The 18,908-nt window shown below is 70.3% G+C and carries 16 protein-coding genes; 13 read left to right on the top strand and 3 right to left on the bottom strand.

Annotated elements, in window-relative coordinates; genetic code table 11:
* Nucleotides 1–36: 36 nt before the first annotated feature.
* Nucleotides 37–1,710, top strand: a complete 1,674-nt coding sequence (locus TR33_RS14575; RefSeq protein WP_017535057.1) for a phospho-sugar mutase — start codon at nt 37–39, stop codon at nt 1,708–1,710.
* Between the two features lie 10 nt (nt 1,711–1,720).
* On the opposite strand, the gene TR33_RS14580 is transcribed toward TR33_RS14575, so the two are convergent.
* Nucleotides 1,721–2,215, bottom strand: coding sequence for an Lrp/AsnC family transcriptional regulator (locus TR33_RS14580; RefSeq protein ID WP_014911596.1), 495 nt, complete (start codon nt 2,213–2,215; stop codon nt 1,721–1,723).
* A gap of 752 nt (nt 2,216–2,967) precedes the next feature.
* On the opposite strand from TR33_RS14580, the gene TR33_RS14585 reads away from it, so the two are divergent.
* The 10 genes from TR33_RS14585 (at nt 2,968) to TR33_RS14630 (ending at nt 14,061) form a co-directional block, all read left to right on the top strand.
* Nucleotides 2,968–4,005, top strand: a complete 1,038-nt coding sequence (locus TR33_RS14585) for a thiamine pyrophosphate-dependent dehydrogenase E1 component subunit alpha (RefSeq protein WP_042283674.1) — start codon at nt 2,968–2,970, stop codon at nt 4,003–4,005.
* Nucleotides 4,002–5,021: an alpha-ketoacid dehydrogenase subunit beta gene (locus TR33_RS14590; protein WP_042283678.1), complete on the top strand. Its 1,020-nt coding sequence runs from the start codon at nt 4,002–4,004 to the stop codon at nt 5,019–5,021. Before TR33_RS14585 ends, TR33_RS14590 begins: the two co-directional genes overlap by 4 nt.
* Nucleotides 5,022–5,026: 5 nt before the next feature.
* Nucleotides 5,027–5,368, top strand: coding sequence for a biotin/lipoyl-containing protein (locus tag TR33_RS14595; RefSeq protein ID WP_042283681.1), 342 nt, complete (start codon nt 5,027–5,029; stop codon nt 5,366–5,368).
* 174 nt (nt 5,369–5,542) lie between these two features.
* Nucleotides 5,543–6,259: an alpha/beta fold hydrolase gene (locus tag TR33_RS14600; RefSeq protein WP_234305849.1), complete on the top strand. Its 717-nt coding sequence runs from the start codon at nt 5,543–5,545 to the stop codon at nt 6,257–6,259.
* Between the two features lie 327 nt (nt 6,260–6,586).
* Nucleotides 6,587–7,636, top strand: a complete 1,050-nt coding sequence (locus TR33_RS14605) for a BMP family lipoprotein (RefSeq protein ID WP_042283689.1) — start codon at nt 6,587–6,589, stop codon at nt 7,634–7,636.
* A gap of 182 nt (nt 7,637–7,818) precedes the next feature.
* Entirely contained in the window at nt 7,819–9,420 is a 1,602-nt protein-coding gene (locus TR33_RS14610; RefSeq protein ID WP_042283691.1) for an ABC transporter ATP-binding protein, read from the top strand.
* A complete protein-coding gene (locus tag TR33_RS14615; protein WP_017535063.1) occupies nt 9,417–11,000 on the top strand; it encodes an ABC transporter permease in 1,584 nt (527 codons plus the stop codon). Before TR33_RS14610 ends, TR33_RS14615 begins: the two co-directional genes overlap by 4 nt.
* On the top strand, nt 10,997–12,256 hold the full coding sequence (locus tag TR33_RS14620; protein WP_014911018.1) for an ABC transporter permease: 1,260 nt from the start codon (nt 10,997–10,999) through the stop codon (nt 12,254–12,256). Before TR33_RS14615 ends, TR33_RS14620 begins: the two co-directional genes overlap by 4 nt.
* Nucleotides 12,235–12,675: a cytidine deaminase gene (locus TR33_RS14625; protein WP_017535064.1), complete on the top strand. Its 441-nt coding sequence runs from the start codon at nt 12,235–12,237 to the stop codon at nt 12,673–12,675. The genes TR33_RS14620 and TR33_RS14625 overlap by 22 nt, the downstream gene beginning before the upstream one ends.
* Before the next feature lie 96 nt (nt 12,676–12,771).
* A complete protein-coding gene (locus tag TR33_RS14630) occupies nt 12,772–14,061 on the top strand; it encodes a thymidine phosphorylase (RefSeq protein WP_042283694.1) in 1,290 nt (429 codons plus the stop codon).
* Nucleotides 14,062–14,263: 202 nt separating this feature from the next.
* On the opposite strand, the gene TR33_RS14635 is transcribed toward TR33_RS14630, so the two are convergent.
* Nucleotides 14,264–14,833, bottom strand: coding sequence for a hypothetical protein (locus TR33_RS14635; RefSeq protein ID WP_017535066.1), 570 nt, complete (start codon nt 14,831–14,833; stop codon nt 14,264–14,266).
* Between the two features lie 104 nt (nt 14,834–14,937).
* Nucleotides 14,938–15,408: a hypothetical protein gene (locus TR33_RS14640; protein WP_017535067.1), complete on the bottom strand. Its 471-nt coding sequence runs from the start codon at nt 15,406–15,408 to the stop codon at nt 14,938–14,940.
* 146 nt (nt 15,409–15,554) lie between these two features.
* On the opposite strand from TR33_RS14640, the gene TR33_RS14645 reads away from it, so the two are divergent.
* A complete protein-coding gene (locus tag TR33_RS14645; protein ID WP_042283697.1) occupies nt 15,555–17,303 on the top strand; it encodes an acyclic terpene utilization AtuA family protein in 1,749 nt (582 codons plus the stop codon).
* Complete coding sequence (locus TR33_RS14650; protein ID WP_042283699.1) at nt 17,300–18,898, top strand: acyl-CoA carboxylase subunit beta; 1,599 nt, start codon at nt 17,300–17,302, stop codon at nt 18,896–18,898. Before TR33_RS14645 ends, TR33_RS14650 begins: the two co-directional genes overlap by 4 nt.
* Nucleotides 18,899–18,908 lie beyond the last annotated feature (10 nt).

The following is an 18,908-nucleotide window of genomic DNA, read 5'->3' on the forward strand; positions in this document are numbered from 1 at the left end:
CCCACGAGGGCGATCCCTCGACCGAAAGGCGATCCGATGACCGATACCGAACTCCTCACCCGTGCCCGGGACTGGCTCGACCAGGACCCCGACCCCGTCACCCGGGACGAACTGGCCGACCTGCTCGGCCGGGCCGAGGCGGGCGAGCGTGCCGCGGCGACCGACCTCGCCGACCGGTTCGCGGCCGGGCTGGAGTTCGGTACGGCCGGGCTGCGCGGTGCCCTGGGCGCGGGCCCCGGGCGGATGAACCGGGTCGTGGTCATGCGGGCCGCCGCCGGGATCGCGGCCTGGCTCGGAGACGGCGGCCGGCACGTGGTGATCGGTCACGACGCCCGGCACCGTTCGGCGGACTTCGCCCGGGACAGCGCCGCCGTCATCACCGGGGCGGGCCACCGGGTGACCCTGTTGGAAGGGCCCCTGCCGACCCCGGTGCTGGCCTACACGCTGCGGGAACGGGGCGCGGACGCCGGGATCATGGTGACCGCCAGCCACAATCCGCCCCAGGACAACGGCTACAAGGTGTACGTGGGCGGCGAGGGCGACGACGCGGGCGCGCAGATCGTCTCCCCGGTGGACGCGGAGATCTCCACCCTCATCGACGCGGTCGGCCCGGTCGGCGACCTGCCCTTGGGCGAGGGGTGGACGGTCCTGGGCCGTGAGGCGGTCGACCGCTACCTGAACGCCGTCACCGCTCTGCCCTTGGGCGAGGACCGCGACCTGTCCGTCGCCTACACGCCCCTGCACGGTGTGGGCGGCCGCGTGCTCCTGGAGGCCTTCGAAAGGGCCGGGTTCCCCCGTCCCGTCGTGGTGGCCGAACAGTTCGAGCCCGACCCCGACTTCCCCACGGTCGACTTCCCCAACCCCGAGGAGCCCGGGGCGATGGACCTGGCCCTCGCGCTGGGCGAGGCCGAGGGCGTCGACCTGGTCATCGCGAACGACCCCGACGCCGACCGTCTGGCCCTGGCGGTCCCGGGGCACGGGATGCTCACCGGCGACGAGGTGGGCGGGCTCCTCGCCGAGTACGTGCTCGACCGGACCGAGGGCCCCGATCGGGTCGTGGCCACCTCCATCGTCTCCTCCAGCCTGCTCGGCGAGATCGCGCGGGACCGGGGGGCGCGTTACGAGGAGACGTTGACCGGCTTCAAGTGGCTGGCCCGCGCGGGCGGGCCGGGGGAGCGTCGGGTGTTCGCCTACGAGGAGGCGCTGGGGTACTGCGTCGGAGGCGACGAGGGGCGCCCGGTCGCCGACAAGGACGGGATCTCCGCCGCGCTGGTGGCCGCCTCGCTGGCCGCGACCGCGAAACGTCGGGGGCTGACCCTGGTCGATCTGTTGGACGACCAGGCGCGCCGCCACGGCCTGCACCTGAGCGATCAGCTCTCGGTGCGGGTGTCCGATCCGGCCGTGATCGCCGCGACGATGCGGCGGGTGCGCGTCGAGCCGCCCACCGCGTTCGGTCCTCTGAGGGTGGCGAGGACCGTCGACTTCGCCGAGGGGCACGAGGGTCTGCCCTCGACCGACGCCGTGCGTTTCGAACTGGAGGGCACGGTGCGGGGGAGGGTGACCCTGCGCCCCTCGGGGACCGAACCCAAACTGAAGGCCTATATCGAGGTCGTGTCGGGGGTCGACGGGGACGTCGCGGACGTCCGTGCGCGCGGCTCGAAGATCCTGTCCGAGCTGAAGGCGGAGATCGCCGTCCTGGTGGGCGGGTGACCCGGAGGGTTCATTCCTCCTCGTCCGTCGGTTCCACGACGGGCCGATGGACCACCTCGTCGATCACGGTGAGCGTCTGAGTGGACGTCACCCCTGGCAGGGCCTGGAGCCGGGTGAGGATCAGGTCGCGGAGCTGGTTGGTGTTGGCGACCCTGACCAGCAGGACGATGTCGGCCGAACCGACCACGTACCAGCAGTACTCGATCTCCGGGTAGGAGGAGAGGATCTCCCGGTTGGCCCGCCAATCGGGCTGGCTACCGGAGATGAGGACGAGCGCGGTGACGCCCAGCCCCATCTTGGCGTGGTCGGTCACCACGGAGTAGCCGCGGATGACGCCGTCGTCGGTGAGTCGCTTGATCCGGTTGTAGGCCGTGGCCCGGGAGACGTTGGCCAGTGAGGCGATCTCCGTGATGCCGGTTCGCGCGTCCTTGGCGAGCGCGCTCAGAATGGTCTGGTCGGTGGTGTCCGGCCGCCGGCCGTTCCTGCGCTGTTCGCCCATGGCCATGTCGGGTGCTCCTCAGGTGTTCTTGTCATGGTGCTCGGTCCTTTGTCTCCGTCTTTGGCGGAGAACCGAGGAAATGCCAGGTAAACGTCGTTCTCGTCCATGGAGATCTCAGTCGGCGAGATGGGATGCGCACGCTCGGGCTGTTGTGGGTCGGAGGGGGATGGGGGGTCGGGGGATTTGCGCGCGGTCGCCTCTCGTGCGAACCGCCCGGCGGGATGGCGGTGGAGTCCGACTGTACTCATGGTTGACGCGCGGAGTGGCTCGAGAGTTTCCCCGAGCGGGCGGGGTCTAGGCCGAAGTGTCATGAATCAGGAGGAAATTACCCTTCGTTCGGCTATTTCGATCGCATTCGTTGCTTCTGTGTGTACCTATGACGACTCCTGTGGGTCGGGGGTACGAAGGTACGCGTTCCGACGACGGTCGCGTACCCCCCGTGTTCGGATCGCAACGCCTCGCCGTGCTCGGTGGAGGTCGCGGAAAACGATGGCGCGGCGCACCGTCGAGAGGGTAGAGATGGTGGGGTCGGTGGTGGTTCGTGGTGTTCAGCGTGTTGTGTCGTTTTCCTCCGTTCTGAGGGTTGAATCCTAGACGATCACGAACCGAGAGTCTCGTGTCGTTCCCGATCATCTCGACTGTTCGGTGATATCTAGCGAAAACGTCCAGACATCCGGACAATCAAGGCAAGACCGTGACCACCTCGAGCCCCGGCGGCGCTCCACGCGTACCCAGGGCCACGTTGGGAGCCGCTCGACATGCCATCCCCAGAGTCGACGGGCCGGGGCGCCATCACCGTGGAGCACCTGTCGCCCGAACTGACCCGCGGGCTCTACCGCGACATGCGCACCGCGCGCGACCTGGACACCGAGGCGATCGCCCTCCAGCGCCAGGGCGTCTTCCCCGCCTACGTCTCCGTACGGGGCCAGGAGGCCGCGCAGGTCGGCGGCGTCTCCGCGCTCGATCCCGCACGCGACTTCGTCTTCCCCACCTACCGCGAGATGGCCTCGGCCCTGGCCTACGGCGTCGAGATGGTCGGCTACATGTCCACCCACCGGGCCCTGTGGCACGGCGGCCTCTACGACGTGATGGAGTCCCGCTTCGGCGCGGTCAACGCCGTCGTCGGCGGACCCGTGCCGCACGCGGTGGGCTGGGCGATCGGCGAGAGCCTGCGCGGCGGCGACGGCGTGGCGATGGCCTACTTCGGCGACGGCGCCAGCTCCGAGGGCGACGTCCACGAGGCCATGAACTTCGCGGGCGTCTTCGGCGCACCCGTCATCTTCTTCTGCCAGAACAACCAGTGGGCGCTGTCGGTGCCCAACCACCGGCAGGTCGCGGGCGGCTCCATCGCCGCGCGCGCCGAGGGGTACGGCCTCCCCGGGGTCCTCGTCGACGGCAACGACGTCGGCGCCGTCCACACCGCCACCGCCCAGGCGGTCGAGCGGGCCCGCGAGGGCGGCGGCCCCACCGTCATCGAAGCCCTCACCTACCGGGTCGAACCGCACTCCACCTCCGACGATCCGGGCCGCTACCGGGACGAGGCCGAGGCCGACCGGTGGCGTCGACGCGACCCCCTCGACCTGCTGCGCGCGGCCATGATCGAGGCCGGCCACGCCGACGAGGCCCACCTCGACCGGGTGGACGCCGAGGCCGCCGCCCGCGCCGAGCGGATCCGCGACGGTGTGGCCACGGCCCCCGAGCCCCACGGCTCGGATCTGTTCACCCACGTGTTCCGTGAGTCCACCGAAGAACTGTCCCGCCAGCGCCGTACCTGGCAGGAGGAGGTCGAGCTGTGACCGAGCTGATCGAGAGGGCCGAACCGGCGCCCGAGACCGAGACGGTCGAACTGTCCATGCAGCAGGCCATCAACCGGGCCCTGCGCACCCTGCTCGCCGAGGACCCCCGGGTCCTGCTCTTCGGTGAGGACGTCGGCGCCCTCGGCGGGGTCTTCCGCGTCTCCGACGGCCTCCAGAAGGAGTTCGGCGACCAGCGCGTCTTCGACACCCCCCTGGCCGAGTCCGCCATCATGGGCATGGCGGTCGGGCTGGCGATGAACGGCTGGCGTCCCGTCCCGGAGCTCCAGTTCGACGGCTTCGCCTATCCGGCCATCGACCAGATCGTGAACCAGGTGGCGCGCATGAACTATCGCACCCGCGGCGCCGCCCCCATGCCCATCACCCTGCGTCTGCCCTCCTTCGGCGGCATCCAGGCCCCCGAACACCACGGGGAGAGCCTGGAGGCGCTCTTCGCGCACACCCCGGGCCTGAAGGTCGTGGCGCCCTCCGACCCGGGCGAGGCCTACAGTCTGCTGCTCCAGTCGGTGCGCTCGGACGACCCGGTCGTGTACATGGAGCCCAAGGCCCGCTACTGGGACCGTCGTCCGGTCCGCCTGAGCGAGCCGACCGACCCCATCGGCACCTCGCGTGTCGTGCGTCCGGGCCGGCACGCCACCCTCGTCGCCTGGGGCGCCATGGTGCACCGCTGCCTCCAGGTGGCCGAACTGGCCGCGGAGGACGGCGTCGAGCTGGAGGTGCTGGACCTGCGCTGGCTCAAGCCGATCGACGCCGCCGGACTGGCCGCCTCGGTCGCGCGCACCAAGCGCGCCGTGGTCGTCCACGAGGCACCGCTCACGGCCGGGCTCGGGGCGGAGGTCTCCTCCCTGATCACCGAACAGTGCTTCCGCGACCTGGCCGCGCCGGTCCAGCGCGTCACCGGATTCGACGTGCCCTACCCGGCCGGCCCCTTGGAGCACCAGTACCTGCCGACGATCGACCGCGTCCTGTTCGCGGTCCAGCGAACCCTGGAGTACTAGCCGACATGGCAGAAGAGAACATCACCTTCTCCCTTCCCGACCTCGGCGAGGGGCTGGTCGAGGCGACCGTCCTGGAATGGCAGGTCGAGGTCGGGGACCGGATCGGCCGCAACGACCCGCTGGTGGAGGTGGAGACCACCAAGTCGGCCGTGGTCATCCCCTCCCCCGAGAGCGGGGTCGTGGCGGGCCTGCACGCCGAGGAGGAGCAGGTCGTCCCGGTGGGCGCCCCTCTGGTGACCTTCACGGTCGAGAGGAAGGACGGACCGCAGGCCGGGATCGTCGGTCGCGTTCCGACGGAGGAGGCCGCGCCCCGCAGGCGGGTGCGTCTGAAGCCCCCGACGGATTGATCGGATCATCCCTCCACGGAGGTCCATTCGGATGTCGACACGAACGAAAAGGCCCGGAGAGTCGATTCGTTCATAGGAACATCTGAATGGGCCTCCGTCCCTTTTCTCAGTAAGTTCGAACCCGTGAAAGGCACGGAGATATTCATGACGACGAATCCTGTCGGAGACGTGACGATGAGTTATGTGGATTTGCTTCCGGAGGCCCCGGGAGAGGCCGTTCCGGTCCTTCTCCTGCACGGTTTCGGAAGCGACTTCCAGATGAATTGGGGGTCCACCGGCTGGGTGCGTGATCTGGAGGCCGTGGGACGCCGTGTCATCGGCCCGGATCTGCGCGGCCACGGTGCCAGTGACAAACCCACCGAAAGCGCGTTCTACCTCCCCGAACACTTCGTCTCCGACCTGGTGGACCTGCTCGATCGGCTCGGTCTGGAGCGTGTCGACGTCGTCGGCTACTCGATGGGCTCCCGCCTGGCCTGGGAACTCGCGCTCACCGCCCCCGAGCGGGTGCGCCGGCTGGTCCTCGGCGGTTTCGGCCCGGACAACGCCCTGGCCGGGGTCGAGGAGGGTGTCCCGGGTGAGGGCGACACCCCCTTCGACCAGGTCTATCGAACGGTCGTCGGGCTCCCGGGCAACGATGCCGACGCCCTGGCCGCCTGCGCCCTCGGTCAGGCGGCCCGACCCTTCACCCCCGAACCCCGTCCCGGGGGTGTTCCGATCCTGTTCGCGGCGGGTGCGAAGGACCCCGTGGCGGCGGGTGTGGAGGGGTTGGCCGAGGCCATCGGCGCGACCTTCGTCGAGGTTCCCAAGAGGGACCACGTCAACGCCGTCTCCTCCCGGGCGTTCCGCCGGGCCGTGATCGACTTTCTGGAGGTCGACGCGGACGAGGCCTGAAGTGGGTCAGTCCGGTCTAGACCGGTAGGGTGTCACCGGGGCCTCGTGACCAGGGGTGAAGGGGTCCGCACCATCGGTGCCGGACTCGTGTTCCTCCAGGGAAGAGGGGGTGAAAAAACAGAGAATAGGAAGACGGTTGACCGGCTCCGGTGTGTTCTTGGTAACTTCCGGGTAAGGCCCCATGTCACTTGGCTCTCGCCTTTATAACAACTCCGTCCGATGGTGCGGTGTACTTTCGGCCACGAGATATCGTCCGGCAGCAGAACTCAGGCCGGTTCCGCTGCGGAATGCGGCAGTGCTGAGAGGGCGAAGGGGAGAGTTACCCAAGTGAAGCGCAGTAACGCGGCCAAGTTCGCCGCCGTCGCAGCGGCGAGCATGCTGGCACTCACCGCGTGTGACAACGCGGCCGACGACGGGTCCGGCGACGGCTCCGGTGACGACGCATCCGAGCTCCAGGTGGGACTGGCCTACGACGTCGGTGGTCGTGGCGACCGTTCCTTCAACGACTCCGCCTACCGCGGGCTGGAGCAGGCCGCCGAGGAGCTCGGCGTCCAGACGCAGGACTTCGAGCCCGCCAAGGACGAGGCCGACTCCGCCAAGGAGGAGCGCCTGACCACGATGGCCGAGGAGGGCTACGACCTCGTCATCGCCGTCGGGTTCGCCTACGACGGCGCCATCCAGTCGGTCGCCCCCGAGTACCCGGAGGTCGACTTCGCGATCATCGACTCCGAGATCGAGGGCATCGACAACGTCACCAGCCTGGTGTTCGCCGAGGAACAGGCCTCCTTCCTGGCCGGTGCCGCCGCGGCGCTGACCACCGAGGAGGACCACGTCGGCTTCATCGGCGGTGTCGAGACCCCGCTGATCCACAAGTTCGAAGCCGGTTTCGTGGCCGGGGCCGAACACGTCAACGAGGACATCAACGTCGAGATCGACTACCTGAGCCAGCCGCCGGACATGAGCGGCTTCAACGAGCCCGCCCGTGGCTCCGCGGTCGCCCAGGCCCAGTACGACCGCGGCGCCGACGTCATCTACCACGCCGCCGGCGCCTCCGGCAACGGCATCCTGGAGTCCGCGGTCGCCAACGACTTCACCTTCATCGGCGTCGACAGCGACCAGTACGTCAACGCCGAGGACGACCAGAAGCAGCACGTGCTGACCTCCGCCATCAAGCAGGTCGACGTCTCGGTCTTCGAGCTCATCAGCGCGGCCGTCGAGGGCGATGTCGAGGGCGGCATCCAGCGCTTCGACCTCACCGACGGCGGTGTCGACTACACCACCTCCAACGAGGAGGCCATCGAGCCGATCCAGGAGGAGCTGGACGCGCTCAAGGAGCAGATCGTCGCCGGTGAGATCGAGGTTCCCACCGAGCCGTGACGGGCGTCGAGCCCACCGCGGGAGCCGGGCCCGCGAGGTGACCCGAGGGTCACGAGGAACGGAGCCGAAGGGGCACACGACCCCTTCGGCTCCGCCCGGTAGCCGCACCGCGACGAAGGCGTCCGGTCGTGGCCCTGTCAAGGCCCGCCACGCCCCGCCGCAAGTTCCCATAGAGGAGTCTGATGAGCAGCACGCCATCGGGCGGCGGGTCGAACGGACCCGCCGCCGTTGAGCTGCGCGGGATCACCAAGCGTTTTCCCGGCGTCGTGGCCAACCACGACATCGACATCACCGTGGCCCCCGGTACCGTGCACGCCATCGTCGGCGAGAACGGGGCGGGCAAGTCCACGCTGATGAAGACCCTGTACGGCATGCACCGGCCGGACGAGGGACAGATCCGAGTCAAGGGCGTGGAGGTGCGCTTCCACTCGCCCTCCGACGCCATCAAGCACGGCATCGGCATGGTGCACCAGCACTTCATGCTGGCCGACAACCTCACCGTCCTGGAGAACGTGGTCCTGGGGGCCGAACGCCGGCACGGCATCGGCAACAAGGCCCGTGAACGGATCAGGAGCCTGTCCGCCCAGTACGGGCTGGGCGTGGACCCCGACCGCCTGATGGAGGACCTGGGCATCGGCGACCGCCAACGGGTGGAGATCCTCAAGGTCCTGTACCGGGGCGCCGAGACCATCATCCTGGACGAGCCCACCGCCGTACTGGTCCCGCAGGAGGTCGACGAACTCTTCGCCAACCTGCGCGAACTCAAGCGCGAGGGCCTCACGGTCATCTTCATCTCGCACAAGCTCGACGAGGTCCTGTCGGTCGCCGACGACATCACCGTCATCCGACGCGGCACCACCGTCGCCACCGCCGACCCGCGCACCACCACCGCGCGGGAACTGGCGACCCTGATGGTCGGCGGCGAACTGCCCGTCCCCGAGCTGCGCGAGTCCACCGTCACCGACCACGTGGTCCTGTCCCTGGACGGGATCACCGTGCTGTCGGCCGAGGGCCGCCCCGTCGTCGACGACGTCTCCGTGAACATCCGGCGGGGCGAGATCGTCGGCATCGCCGGTGTCGAGGGCAACGGCCAGTCCGAGCTCATCGAGGCGATCATGGGCATGCGCCGCCTCTCCTCGGGGCGGATCCTCCTGGAGGAGGAGGACATCAGCACCTGGTCCACCCTGCGCATCCGCGAGGCCGGGGTCGGCTACATCCCCGAGGACCGGCACCGCCACGGCGTGCTGCTGGAGTCGCCGCTGTGGGAGAACCGCATTCTGGGTCACCAGACCAAGGCGCCCAGCGTACGCGGCCCCTGGATCGACAAGGCCGGAGCCCGTAAGGACTCCGAACGCATCGTCGCCGAGTACGACGTCCGCACCCCCGGCATCGACGTCATCGCCGACGCGCTCTCGGGCGGTAACCAGCAGAAGTTCATCATCGGCCGGGAGATGAGCGGGGAACCGCGCTTCCTGGTCGCCGCCCACCCCACCCGAGGCGTGGACGTGGGCGCCCAGTCCGCCATCTGGAAACAGCTCCGCGAAGCGCGGGCCGAGGGCCTGGCCGTGCTGCTGATCTCCGCGGACCTGGACGAGCTGATCGGCATGTCCGACACGCTCCACGTCATCCTGCGCGGACGCCTGGTCGCCGAGGCCGACCCCGCCACCGTCACCCCCGAACAGCTCGGCTCGGCCATGACCGGCGCCGGCCTGTGCGGCGATGAGGAAAGTGAGACCGGTGCGAACGATGGCACCGACAAGGAAGAGAACGAGGGCGGATCATGAGTAGGACCTCCCGCCCCGGCGCGCCCCTGCCCGGTCCCGCCGTCGTGGTGATCGCGATCCTCCTGGGCGCCGGTGTCACCGCCGGGCTCGATCTGGCGCTGCTGTGGTGGGCCGCGTTGATCATCGGTGTGGTCGCGGCCTTCGCCTTCGTGTTCTGGACCGCCTCCGGCCGGACCGACGACGGCGATCCGGGCGACGACGTCGACGAGAAGCACACGACGCTGCACAAGACCCTCGTGCTCCCGGCCGCCCTGGTGCTGTCGGTGCTCGGCGGACTGCTCGCGGCCTGGGCGCTGGACCTCCAGCTCCAGGAGTGGGCGGCGGCCCTCCTGGGCGGCGCCGTCGGCGCGGGACTGGCCTTCCTGCTGATCCACCGGCTCTCGGCCATGTTGGCGCTGTCCTTCGCCGCCGTGTTCGCGGCCGGGATCATCGCCACCGCCGTGACCGCCGCCGTGCTGTTCTTCAGCGGCATCGCGCCCCTGAGCACCTTCGAGCGGATGCTCGAATACGGCACCCGGCCCAACAGCATGGTGCAGATCATCAACGACAGCACCACCTACTACCTGGCCGCCGTGGCCGTGGCGATCGGCTTCAAGATGAAGCTGTTCAACATCGGCGTGGACGGCCAGTACCGACTGGCGGCCCTGCTGGCCGCCGCGGTCGGCGGATACCTGGTGCTGCCCCCGGTGATCAGCCAGTTCGTCGTCATCGTCACGGCGGTCGCCGTCGGTGGCGTGTGGGCCGGTATCGCCGGGTACCTCAAGGTCACCCGAGGGGTGTCCGAGGTGATCGCGACGATCATGCTCAACTCGATCGCCACCGGTATCACCGCCTACCTGCTGACCGAAGGCCGTCTCGCGGTCGAGATCAGCACCAACAACATCGGCACCCCGCCGATCCCCGAGTCCGGCTGGGTCCCCGGCATCCCGGCGACCTTCCTGGGCTCGGAGCGTGAGATCTTCGGTCTGGTCTTCCTCGCCATCGCCGTGGGCATCGGCTACTGGGTGATGCTCAACCGCACCCGGTTCGGCTTCGAACTGCGCGCCACCGGCCAGTCCAAGACGGCGGCCGAGGCCAGCGGCGTCGACGTCAAGAAGATGATCTTCCTGTCCATGCTGTTCTCCGGCATGGTCGCCGGGCTCGTGGGCCTGCCCCAGCTTCTGGGCAGCTCCCACTACTACGCCCTGGACTTCCCGGCCGGTATCGGCTTCGTCGGTATCGCGATCGCCCTGCTGGGGCGCAACCACCCGGTCGGCATCGTCTTCGCCTCCCTGTTCTGGGCCTTCCTGAACCAGGCGGCGGGCATTCTGCCCTTCGACGGCATCCCCCAGGAGATCGCGGTCATCGCACAGGCCACCATCGTCCTCACGGTCGTCGTGGTCTACGAGGTCGTCCACCGCTGGGGCCGTCGCCACCAGCAGCAACAGGTCGGTCGACAGCTCGGTCGCACGACCGAGACCACTCCGGAGCCCGCGACCGTGTCCCACGGCGCCGGCCCGGAGCACGGTTCCGCCGAGGGGACCGAGGGCGGCGACGGCGCCCACGGCACCGACGGCGAGCGCGGCGGGGAGGCGAAGTGAGTCAGGAACTCAACGTGATGGAGCCGGTGGCCGGAAGGTCCCGGCCCAAGGGGTGGGGGCGCTGGCGTCTTCTCACCCTGCTGATGGCGGTCCTGGTGTCCCTCGCGGGGCTGCGGGTCATCACCGGCCAGGACATGCTGACCGACGCGGGCACCGTCCGCACCACGCTGACCTTCGCGGTCCCGATCGGCCTGGCCGCGCTCGGTGGTCTGTGGGCCGAACGCGCCGGCATCATCAACATCGGTCTCGAAGGCATGATGATCTTCGGGACCTGGTTCGGCGCCTACTTCGCGTGGAGCTTCGACAACCCCTGGATCGGTCTGCTGGCCGGCACCCTGGGAGGGATGTTCGGCGGCCTCATGCACGCGGTGGCCACGGTGACCTTCGCCGTGGACCACATCGTGTCCGGTGTGGCGATCAACATCCTCGCCCTGGGCGCCATGCGCTACCTGTCGATCCTCGTCTACGCCGACATCCCCGGCGCCGGCGCGGCCCAGTCCCCGCCCGCGCCCTCGTTCCCCACCCTGAACGTGCCGTGGCTGCCCGAGGCGCTCACCCCGGTCGCGCAGAGCGGGATCTTCCTGGTCAGCGACATCGCCGCGCTGATCATCGGCCTCACCACCCGGATGTCGGCGCTGACGCTCATCGCGGTCCTGATGATCCCGCTCAGCTACCTGGTGCTGTGGAAGACCACCTTCGGTCTGCGACTGCGTTCGGTGGGCGAGAACCCCGACGCCGCCGAGTCCCTCGGTGTGCCGGTGTACACGCTCAAGTACGTCGCGGTGCTCATCTCCGGTGGTCTGGCCGGTATGGGCGGCGTCTTCCTCGCGATCGTCGCCTCGCAGATCTACCAGGAGGGGCAGACCGGCGGCCGCGGCTACATCGGTCTGGCCGCGATGATCTTCGGTAACTGGCGTCCGGGCGGTCTGGCCATGGGCGCGGGCCTGTTCGGCTACACCGACGCCCTCCAGGTACGTGGTGGCGGCGCCGCGATCCACGCGCTGCTGCTGCTCCTGGCCGTGGTACTGCTGGTGGTGGCCGTGTGGCAGGTGCGCAAGGACCGCAAGGGTCTGGCCGTGGCCGGTACGCTCGCCGCGATCGTGCTGCTGTTCTGGTACTTCACCACCGACTCCCTGCCGCGCGAGCTGGCCACCTACAGCCCGCACATCGCCACCCTGCTGGTGCTGTCGCTGGCCTCGCAACGGCTGCGGGCACCCGCGGGCGTCGGTAGGCAATGGAGGGCGAGCCGCTCATGACCGAGCACGCGAAGGGCGCCGAGGGCACGGCCCCGGACGTCGACTGGGAGGCGCTCCGCGCGGCCGCCCGGGAGGCGATGGGCCGCGCCTACGCCCCCTACTCCCGCTACCCGGTGGGCGCCGCCGCTCTGGTCGACGACGGCCGGGTGGTGAGCGGCTGCAACGTGGAGAACGCCTCCTACGGTGTGGGCCTGTGCGCCGAGTGCGGTCTGGTCAGCGCGCTGCACGCCACCGGCGGCGGACGTCTGGTCGCCTTCGCCTGCGTGGACGGGCGGGGCTCCGCCCTGATGCCGTGCGGGCGATGTCGACAACTGCTGTACGAACACGGCGGGCCCGAACTGCTTGTGGACACGCCCGAGGGGATCCTCCCCATGGACCGGGTCCTGCCGCAGGCCTTCGGACCGCACAACCTCACATAGTCACCCCATCGGCGTCTCCCCGGCCCACCGCGGCCGGGGAGACGCCCTTTATCCACCCTCGCCATCACCGAAGCAGTGCCACGGAAGGAACGTGACATGGACGTCATCGAGATCATCCGCGCCAAGCGCGACGGGGGGACCCTCACCCCCGAGCAGATCGACTGGGTGATCGGGGCCTACACCCGTGGCGAGATCGCCGAGGAACAGATGGCGGCGCTGGCCATGGCGATCTTCCTCCAGGGGATGGACCGCTCCGAGGTGAGCCGATGGACGGAGGCGATGCTGGACTCGGGCGAGCGGCTGGACTTCTCCGACCTGGCCCGGCCCACCACCGACAAGCACTCCACCGGAGGGGTCGGTGACAAGATCACCCTGCCGCTCACCCCCACCGTGGCGGCCTGCGGCGCGGCCGTGCCCCAGCTCTCCGGTCGCGGGCTGGGCCACACCGGCGGCACCCTCGACAAGCTGGAGGCCATCCCCGGCTGGAAGGCGTCGCTGAGCACCGAGGAGATGCGCCGGGTGCTCACCACCACGGGCGGGGTGATCTGCGCGGCCGGTTCCGGGCTGGCCCCGGCGGACCGCAGGCTCTACGCCCTGCGCGACGTCACCGGCACCGTCGAGTCGATCCCGCTCATCTCCGCCTCCATCATGAGCAAGAAGCTCGCCGAGGGCACCGGTTCGCTGGTGCTGGACGTCAAGGTGGGCTCGGGGGCGTTCATGAAGGACCTCGCCTCCGCCCGCGAACTGGCCCGCACCATGGTGGACATCGGCAACGACCACGGGGTGCGCACCGTCGCCCTGCTCACCGACATGGAGAGCCCGCTGGGGCGTCAGGTCGGCAACGCCCTGGAGGTCGCCGAGGCCGTCGAGGTCCTCTCCGGAGGCGGGCCCGCCGACGTGGTCGAGCTGACCGTGGCCCTGGCCCGCGAGATGCTCCTGGCCGCCGGTCTGACCCCGGGCGAGGGCGGCACCAGGGACCCGGCCGAGGCGCTGCGCGACGGCAGCGCGCTGGCGTCCTGGAAGGAGCTCGTGCGCGAGCAGGGCGGCGACCCGGACGCGCCGCTGCCCGTGGCCGCCGAGCGTCGCGTGGTCCTCGCCCCGACCGGTGGCGTGGTCACCCGACTGGACGCCTACCAGGTGGGCCTGGCCGCCTGGAGGCTCGGCGCCGGGCGAGCGCGCAAGGAGGACGCGGTGTCCTTCGGCGCGGGCGTGACCCTGCACGCCAAGCCGGGCGAGGAGGTCAAGGCGGGCGAGCCGCTGTTCACCCTGCACACCGACGAGCCGGAGCGCTTCGACCGGGCGGCCGAGGCCCTGGAGGGCGCGTTCGACATCGGCGCCGGCGACGAGTGGAAGGCCGCCCCGCTGGTCATCGACCGCATCGCCTGACCCCACGGACGAACGATGGGGCGGGACCGGATCTTCGGCCCCGCCCCATCGGCGTTCAGGCTCCTCAGGCCCAGGTGGAGTTCAGGACGTGGGCGAGGGTCGCGTCGCGGCGGGAGTCCTCGGGGCAAGCGATGAGAACGGCCGGGGCCTCGATGGGCCCCGGCCGTTCCGTGTCTCGGGCGGTGTCGCGGGGGAGCCCCCGTCAGTTCGGCATGGGCGGCGGCATCATCTGCGGCGCCGCCTCCGGGATCATGTAGACGGCCACGGCCGCCACGACCACGAACATCAGCCCCACGAGGATGGTCGCCGCCGAACCCCACCGGGCCCAGTGGCGGCTGCCCGCGTCGGTCAGGCTCAGGGCCAGACCGCCGAGGATCACGGCGATCAGGGCCATCGACCCGCCGGTCATGAGCTGGATCCTGATCTGCCTGATCTGGCCGCCCTCGATGGGCTGGCCGTCCACCAGGATCATGCTGGTGAGGATCTCGATGAGCTGCCCGGACATGACGGTCACACCGAGCAGGATCAGCCCTGCGATGGTGAAGGTCTCGGCGGACAGGACGCCTCCGGGGCGGGGCTCGGTGGGGAGCGCCTCCTCCGCGTCCTCGCCGGGGTCGGTGTCCTCACCGTTCGGGTCCGTCTCGGGTTCGACGGGCGCCTCGTCCCGCGGCGGGGCCTCCGTCCCCGCCGGTTCGAAGGTCGGCTTGCCGCCACCCTCCGGCGCGCTCGTGGTGTTCTCGGGTCCTGGGTGATCTTCCGGAGTGGTACTCACGCGGCCAACGTACCGGTGGGTCCGTGTAAGCGGGGCCTAAGAACCACCTGGTCAATGGAGGGATTCGGGCCGTTCCGGACACGGTGGCGTCTCGGAGGCGCCCTTCAGGAGCCCAACAGCACGTAGGACAGCACGGTCAACAGGACCGCGAGCAGCCCGACCAGAATCGTGGCGGCGGCCAGGTGACGGGCCCAGGGGCGTGTCGTGTGCGTCGCCCGGAACAGGGCCGCGGACGCGCTCGCCACGGCCAGCGCGGAGAACAGCCCGGCCCCGGTCAGCTGGCCCTGGACGGCGGGTACGAGGACCCCGGAGGCCCCGGTCAGGACGTACTGGTTGAAGATCGCGATGAGTTCGGTGGAGAACAGGACCACGCCCAAGAGCAGGGCGCCGGCCACGCCGAAGGTCTCGGGACCGAACAGGCCGCCGCCGCGTCCGTGAGCCGGGGCCGCGGACAGGAAGGCCTCTTCGCCCTCGTCCTTCGTGGCCTCGGCCCCGGTGGCGTCACCTGTGGTGTCGTCGGGTTCGGGGGTCTCGGTGGAGGAGGTGTCGGTGGTGTCCTCTGGGGAAGTACTCACCCGCGTCAAAATACCGGCCGCGTTCCCCGTCCCGGGGGCCCGAACGCGGGTCGGCGGCGTCCGGTTCCGGCCAATACGGGAGTCTCGTCCCGGAAGAACAATCAGGAGAGCTTGTTTTTTCGTGTGTCCGATGTCACTCTCGTGCCATGACCGCGACAGAAGCCCCCTCCCTGTGGGTCGGTAACGCCTCCGGCTTCTACGGAGACCGCCTCTCGGCGGTGCACGAGATGCTCACCGAAGGCACCGTGGACGTGCTCACCGGTGACTACCTGGCCGAACTCACCATGGCGATCCTGGGACGCGACCAACTGGCCGACCCCGGACGCGGCTACGCCCGGACCTTCCTCAAACAGATGCGGGAATGCCTCGGGCTGATCATGGAACGCCGGATCCGAGTGGTCACCAACGCCGGAGGCCTCAACCCCCGGGGCCTGGCCGACCGCCTCACCGACCTGGCCGAGGAGCTGGGCTTCGAACCCCGGATCGCCTGCGTCACCGGCGACGACCTCCTGCACCGGGCCGAGGAACTGGACCTGGACGGACCCCTCACCGCCAACGCCTATCTGGGGGCCTTCGGCATCGCCCGCTGTCTGGACGCCGGAGCCGACATCGTCGTCACCGGACGGGTCACCGACGCCTCCCTCACGGTGGGGCCGGCCATCTCCCACTTCGGCTGGACCCACGACGACCTCGACGCCCTGGCCGGCGCCACCGTGGCCGGACACGTCATCGAGTGCGGCGCCCAGGCCACCGGCGGCAACTACGCGTTCGCCGAAGCGCTGTCCGGCCACGACCTGGACCGGCCCGGCTTCCCTCTCGCGGAGATCGAGGCCGACGGCTCGTCGACCATCACCAAGCACGAGGGCACCGGGGGAGCGGTCACGGTGGGCACCGTCACCGCCCAACTCGTCTACGAGATCCGCGGAGCCCGCTACCCGGGGCCCGACGTCACCGCGCGCCTGGACACCGTCCGCCTCACCGAGGCGGGCCCGGACCGGGTACGGATCGACGGGGTCCAGGGCGAACCGCCGCCGCCCGACCTCAAGGTCGGCCTGACCGGCCTCACGGGCTTTCGCAACGAGGTGGAGTTCCTCCTCCCCGGACTGGAGGCCGAGGCCAAGGCCGCCCGGGTGGAACGACAGATGCGCGCCGCCCTGGCCGGGAACGAGCCCGAGGAACTGCGCTTCGAGTTCACCCCGGCCCAGGACCCGCACGGGGCGACGCAGGACGCGGCCACCGCCCGGCTGCGCGCGATCGCCCGCGACCGCGACCCCGCCGTCATCGGCCGTCGCCTCGGCGCCGCCGCCGTCGAACTGGCCCTGGGCAGCTACGCGGGCTTCCACATCACCTCCCCACCGCGCGACGCCCGCCCCGACGGGGTCGCCGCCACCCACGTCCTCGTCCCCGCCGCGGAGGTCGAGCACATCGTCATCACCCCCGACGGCGAGTGGGAGAGGATCCCTCATCCGACCAGGACCCTCGCCCTCGCCGAGGTCCCCGACCCGCCGCAGCCCGAACCCCTGCCGGAGGGGCCCGTGCGCACCGTCCCCCTCGGTCTGGTGCTGGGCGCGCGCAGCGGCGACAAGGGTCCCGACGCCAACCTGGGCGTATGGGCGACCACCGATGAGGGGTGGCGCTGGCTCTCCCACGCGCTCACCGTCGACGTGTTGCGCGACCTGTTGCCCGAGGTCGCCGACCTGAGGGTCACCCGTCATCCGCTGCCCTCCCTGCGCGCGGTCGACTTCTGGATCGAGGGGCTGCTCGCCCCGGGGACGGCCCGCCGTGAAGGGGCCGACCCCCAGGCCAAGGGGCTCGGCGAATGGCTACGGGCCCGACGGATGCCCGTCCCCGAACTCCTGCTGGAGCGGAGCCCGAACGGAGAGGAGACCAGGTGAGCGTCCTGACCTCGAGACTCGACATACGGGGCCCGGCCTACGCCGAGGCCCGGGAGGCCATGCTCGCGGGGCTGGCCGAGATCGACGCCGAACACGCCAAGGCCCTGGCCGGAGGAGGGGAGCGCTACATCGAACGCCATCGTTCCCGGGGCGGACTGCTCGCCCGGGAGCGGATCGAACTCCTCCTCGACGAGGGGAGCCCCTTCCTCGAACTGTCCACGCTCGCCGGCTGGGGCAGCGACTTCCACGTGGGCGCCAGCGTGGTCACCGGGGTCGGTGTGGTCTCCGGCGTGGAGTGCGTGATCGTCGCCAACGACCCCACCGTGCGGGGCGGCTCCAGCAACCCCTGGACCCTGAGGAAGTCACAGCGGGCGGGCGAGATCGCCGAACGCAACCGGATGCCGATGATCAGCCTCGTGGAGTCGGGCGGCGCCGACCTGCCCACCCAGAAGGAGATCTTCATCCCCGGCGGCGGGACCTTCCGCCACCTGACCCGGCTCTCGGCCGCCGGTATCCCCACGATCGCCCTGGTCTTCGGCAACTCCACCGCCGGGGGCGCCTACATCCCCGGGATGAGCGACCACGTGGTCATGGTCCGGGACCGGGCCAAGGTGTTCCTGGGCGGACCGCCGCTGGTCAAGGCGGCCACCGGTGAGGAGAGCGACGACGAGTCCCTGGGCGGGGCCCGCATGCACGCCGAGGTCTCCGGGCTCGCCGACCACCTGGCCGAGGACGAACACGACGCGATCCGGATCGGACGTCGGATCGTCGCCCGGCTCGGACACACCAAGGCGGGCCCCGCCCCGGCCGGGTCCGTGGTCGAACCGCTCCACCCCGCCGGGGAGCTCCTGGGGATCATGCCCCCCGACCTCAAGATCCCGGTCGACCCCCGCGAGGTCATCGCCCGGATCGTGGACGGCTCGGAGTTCGACGAGTTCAAACCGCTCTACGGGGCGGGTCTGGTCACCGGGTGGGCCCGCCTGCACGGGTATCCGGTCGGTGTCCTGGCCAACGACAACGGGGTGCTGTTCAGCGAGGAGGCGCAGAAGGCGGCGCAGTTCATCCAGCTCGCCAACCGGGCCGACACCCCGCTGATCTTCCTGCACAACACCACCGGCTACATGGTCGGGGCCGAGTACGAGCAGGGCGGCATCATCAAGCACGGCTCGATGATGATCAACGCCGTCTCCAACAGCACCGTGCCGCACTTCTCGGTGCTCATCGGGGCCTCCTACGGCGCCGGACACTACGGCATGTGCGGACGGGCCTACGACCCCCGCTTCCTCTTCGCCTGGCCCAGCGCCCGCTCCGCGGTGATGGGCCCCAGACAGTTGGCCGAGGTGGTCTCGATCGTCTCCAGGGCCGCCGCCGCGAAGAAGGGGACGCCCTACGACGACGACCAGGACGCGGCCATGCGCGAACTGGTGGAACGGCAGATCGAGGCCGAGTCCCTGCCGATGTTCCTGTCCGGACGGGTCTACGACGACGGGATCATCGACCCCCGCGACACCCGCACCGTCCTCGGACTGTGCCTGTCCTTCGCCCACAACGCGCCCGTCGCCGGTACCGACACCTTCGGTGTCTTCCGCATGTAGAGGAGGGAGG

Source organism: Nocardiopsis alba, assembly GCF_000710955.1.
Classification (GTDB): Bacteria; Actinomycetota; Actinomycetes; order Streptosporangiales; family Streptosporangiaceae; genus Nocardiopsis; species Nocardiopsis alba.